Raw genomic sequence first — 4,636 nt, forward strand, 5'->3', positions numbered from 1 at the left:
GCGGCCGCCGCCCCTGGTGTGCCTGGTCAGCCGACGACGATGTTCACCAGCTTGGGCGCGCGCACGACCACCTTGCGGATCTGCTTGTCGCCGATGAAGCCCTGTGCCTTCTCCGAGGCCAGGGCCAGCCGCTCCAGCTCCGCCGGGTCGATGTCGGGCGCCACGGACAGCTTGTCACGGACCTTGCTCTGCACCTGCACCACGCAGGTCACGGACTCCTGCACCAGCAGGGCCGGGTCGACCTCGGGCCAGTTGCCGACGGCGACGCTGCCGCTGCGGCCGAGCTTCTCCCAGCCCTCCTCGGCCACGTAGGGCGCGAACAGGGACAGGGAGACGGCCACGGCCTCGGCGGCCTCGCGGACGGCCGGGTCGGCGGCGCCGGGGCCGGAGTCGATGGCCTTGCGGACGGCCGAGACCAGTTCCATGGTGCGGGCGATGGCCACGTTGAACCGGCGGGACTCGACCAGGGCGGTGATCTGGTCGACGGTGCGGTGCGTGGTCCGGCGCAGGTCGGTGTCGCCCTTGGCGGGGTCGGTTCCCGGCGCGCTGGCCGCGCCCGCCTCGCTCATCACCCGGTAGGCGCGGTTGAGGAACTTCTGCGCGGCGACGACGGAGACGTCGGCCCAGTCCACGTCCTCCTCGGGCGGGGAGGCGAAGAGCATGGTCAGCCGGACCGCGTCCACGCCGTAGGCGTCGATCTCCTTGCCCAGGTCCACGCCGTTGCCCAGGGACTTGGACATGGCGCGGCCCTGGTTGATGACCTGGCCCTGGTTGGTCAGGCGGCGGAAGGGCTCGGTGAAGGACACCATGCCCATGTCGTACAGGACCTTGGTGAAGAACCGGGCGTACATCAGGTGGAGCGTGGCGTGCTCCTTGCCGCCGATGTAGTGGTCCACCGGTCCCCACTTCTCCACCGCCTCGGTGTCGAAGGGGGCGGTGTCCAGGCGCGGCGAGCAGTAGCGCAGGAAGTACCAGGACGAGTCCACGAAGGTGTCCATGGTGTCGGTGTCGCGCTCGGCGGGGCCGCCGCAGGAGGGGCAGTCGACGTTGACCCATTCGGTGGCCGCGGCCAGGGGCGAGACGCCCTTGGGGGCCAGCTCGGCGCCCTTGAGTTCGGGCAGGGTCACCGGCAGCTGCTCGTCGGGGACGGGCACCTCGCCGCAGGAGGGGCAGTGGATGATCGGGATGGGGGTGCCCCAGTAGCGCTGGCGGGACAGCAGCCAGTCGCGCAGGCGGTAGTTGATCGTGCCCTGTCCGGTGCCGAGCTCGGCCAGGATCTCGATGATGCGCTCGATGGCCTCGGTCTTGGCCAGGCCGTCCAGCGGGCCGGAGTCGCGCAGGACGCCCTCCCCCGCGGTGGCCGTGCCCGTCTCGACGGGGTCGGGTTCGCCGGTTTCCACCACGACCCGGACCGGGAGGTCGAAGGCCAGGGCGAAGTCCAGGTCGCGCTGGTCGTGCGCGGGCACGGCCATGATGGCGCCGTGGCCGTAGTCGGCCAGGACGTAGTCGGCCGCCCACACGGGCATGCGCTCGCCGTTGACGGGGTTGATCGCGTAGCGGCCCAGGAACACGCCGGTCTTGGGGCGCTCGGTGGCCTGGCGCTCGATGTCGGAGAGCTTGGCGACGTCGGCGCGGTAGGCGTCGAAGGCCTCGCGCTGTTCGGGCGCGCACAGCTCGTCGGCCAGGTCGGCGTCGGCGGCCACGACGAAGAAGGTGGCCCCGTAGAGGGTGTCGGGCCGGGTGGTGAAGACGGTGACGGGCTCGTCGCGGCCCTCGATGGCGAAGTGGACGTCGGCTCCGGTGGAGCGGCCGATCCAGTTGCGCTGCATGGCCAGGATCTCGTCCGGCCAGCGGCCGTCGTCGAGCTGGTCCATGTCGTCCAGCAGGCGCTGGGCGTAGTCGGTGATGCGGAAGTACCACTGGTTGAGGCTGCGCCGCACGACGTCGGCTCCGCAGCGCTCGCACCTGCCCTGTACGACCTGCTCGTTGGCCAGCACGGTCTGGTCCTGGGGGCACCAGTTGACGTGGCCGTCCTTGCGGTAGGCCAGTCCGCGCTCGAAGAAGCGGGTGAACAGCCACTGGTTCCAGCGGTAGTACTCGGGGTCGCTGGTGTGCAGGCGTCGCGACCAGTCCACGCTGATGCCGTAGCGCCGGAACGAGGCCGCCTGGGTCTCGATGTTGGCGTAGGTCCACTCGGCGGGGTGGGAGTTGTTCTTGATGGCCGCGTTCTCGGCGGGCAGGCCGAAGGAGTCCCAGCCGACGGGGTGCAGGACGTTGTCGCCGCGCTGGAGGCGGTAGCGGCTGATGACGTCGCCGATGGCGTAGGCCTCCGCGTGGCCCATGTGCAGGTCGCCGGAGGGGTAGGCGAACATGTCGACGATGTAGGAGCGCGGGCGGGTGTCCCCGGGGTCCTCGTCGGCCTGGAACGGAAGCTCAGCGGCCCAGCGCGCCTGCCACTTGTCCTGGAGGGCACGGGCGTCGTAGGTGTCGCCCGTCGTCTGGTCGCCGTCTGCCGCTGTCATCGCCACGTGTTCCTTAGCCGGTTCGGGGTGTACAGCACTCAGGTTAGCGGTTGGCGGGTCGGGGCGCGGACGGGTTCCGCGCAGCCCCGCGCGGGTGCGCCCGGGGGCGGCGGCCGGGGCCCGGAACCGGAGACGCGCTCCCCCCGCCCCGCGCGGGCGGGCCCGGCGCCACCGCCTCTCCCGCTCGGTCGCGGGGTCACGGAGAGCGAGGGGGAAGATCGGTGAGATTACGGACTCCCGACCCCTCCACACCGACCAGCCGGTTTGTTACTCTGCCGTCAAAGTGGCGCAGAACACGCGACTCGGGTCACATCATCCCGAATCATCGCGTATCCACTGGACCCATCTGGCTGCGGGAGGCCCCCATGCTCAACCTGTCCGTGCTCCTGGAGGACGGTGCCCGGTCGGCTCCGGAGAAGGAGTGCCTGGTCTTCGGCGACCTGCGCCTGAACTACGCGATCACCAACATGATCGCCAACCAGGTGGCCAACCTGCTGGTCTCGCGCGGGATCAGGCCGGGGGACCGGATCGCGCTGGCCAGTCCGAACGTGCCCTACTTCCCCTTCGTGTACTTCGGCGCGCTCAAGGCGGGCGCGGTGATCGTGCCGCTGAACGTGCTGCTGACCCCGCGCGAGATCGCCTACCACCTGGAGGACTCCGGGGCCAGGGCCCTCTTCGCCTTCACCGGCACGCCGGAGCTCCCCCTGGGCGATCGGGCCTTCGAGGCCTTCGGCCAGGTGGACTCCTGCGAGTTCTACGTGGACCTGCCCGCCTCCCCGGGTGCCACGGAGTCGACCATCGACGGCGCCGAGACCTTCTGGAAGGCGCTGGAGGGTCAGCCCGGCGAGTTCGAGACGGTGCAGGCCAGCTCCGACGACACCGCGGTCATCATCTACACCAGCGGCACCACCGGCAAGCCCAAGGGCGCCGAGCTGAGCCACCACAACCTGCTGCTGAACGCGGTCGGCTCGTCCAGGCTGGTCGAGCCCCACCCCGACGGCCGCGACGTCGCCCTCGTGGTCCTGCCGCTGTTCCACATCTTCGGCCAGACGGTCATGCTCAACGCGGCCCTGTACCGGCACGGCACGATGGTCCTCATGCCGCGCTTCGACGGCGCCGAGGCGCTCAGGCTCATGGAGAAGGAGGGCGTCACCGCCTTCGCGGGCGTGCCCACCATGTACTGGGGGCTGCTGGGCGCGGTCCGGGCCGCCGAACCGGGAACCTACGACCTGGAGAAGATCGCGGGCAACGTGGTGGACGCGGTCTCCGGCGGCGCCGCCCTGCCCGGCCAGCTCGCCGAGGACTTCACCAAGACCTTCGGCGTGGGCATCAAGGAGGGCTACGGCCTGTCCGAGACCTCACCGGTGGTGTCGTTCAACAACCCCAAGGTCAAGGCCAAGACCGGCTCCATCGGGCAGCCGGTGTGGGGTGTGGAGATGAAGCTCATCGACCCCGAGTGGAACGAGGCGGCGGAGGAGGGCGAGATCGCGGTGCGCGGGCACTGCGTGATGAAGGGGTACCACAACCGCCCCGAGGTCAACGCGGAGGTGATCCGCGACGGCTGGTTCCGCACCGGGGACATCGCCCGCCGCGACGAGGAGGGTTTCTACTTCATCGTCGACCGGTCCAAGGACATGATCATCCGCGGCGGCTACAACGTCTACCCGCGCGAGGTCGAGGAGGTCCTGATGACCCACGAGGCGGTCAGCCTGGCCGCGGTCGTGGGCGTGCCCCACGACACCCACGGCGAGGAGGTCAAGGCGTTCGTGATCCCCAAGGAGGGCGCCGAGGTCACCGCCGAGGGGCTCGTCGCGTGGGCCAAGGAGCGCCTGGCCGGGTACAAGTACCCGCGCGAGGTGGAGTTCCGCACCGAGCTGCCGATGACCTCCACCGGCAAGATCCTCAAGCGCGAGCTGCGCGGCTGACCTCCCGCGCGGCGGGGCCGGTCCTGTTTTCTTCGGGCCTCCGCTTCGCCTCGGCCCGCCCGTCGCCCGCCACCGCCCGCCGGGGGCGCTTCGCGACGGGGCGGGCCACCACCCTCAACCGACGCCTACGGCGCAGTCCTGCTCGCAGTCTCACCTCCAGCACCCCGTGGACGCCCGAACCCTCCCCCC

General features: G+C 70.6%; 2 protein-coding genes. One reads left to right on the forward strand and one right to left on the reverse strand.

The features are described from left to right. Positions 1-26 precede the first annotated feature (26 nt). Complete coding sequence (leuS, locus tag DQW06_RS27365) at positions 27-2,522, reverse strand: leucine--tRNA ligase (RefSeq protein ID WP_117199570.1); 2,496 nt, start codon at positions 2,520-2,522, stop codon at positions 27-29. 365 nt (positions 2,523-2,887) lie between these two features. On the opposite strand from leuS, the gene DQW06_RS27370 reads away from it, so the two are divergent. Beyond that, positions 2,888-4,447 carry a long-chain fatty acid--CoA ligase gene (locus DQW06_RS27370; protein WP_117199571.1) on the forward strand — a complete coding sequence of 520 codons (1,560 nt, stop codon included), beginning with the start codon at positions 2,888-2,890 and terminating at the stop codon, positions 4,445-4,447. The last annotated feature ends 189 nt before the right edge of the window (positions 4,448-4,636 follow it).

The sequence above is a fragment of the Nocardiopsis sp. TNDT3 genome (assembly GCF_003427465.1).
Classification (GTDB): Bacteria; Actinomycetota; Actinomycetes; order Streptosporangiales; family Streptosporangiaceae; genus Nocardiopsis; species Nocardiopsis dassonvillei.

Excerpts from the sequence above, each read along its gene's own strand:
- DQW06_RS27370 (WP_117199571.1), top strand. The coding sequence starts at position 2,888 with ATGCTCAACCTGTCCGTGCTCCTGGAGGACGGTGCCCGGTCGGCTCCG.
- leuS (WP_117199570.1), bottom strand. The coding sequence starts at position 2,522 with ATGACAGCGGCAGACGGCGACCAGACGACGGGCGACACCTACGACGCC.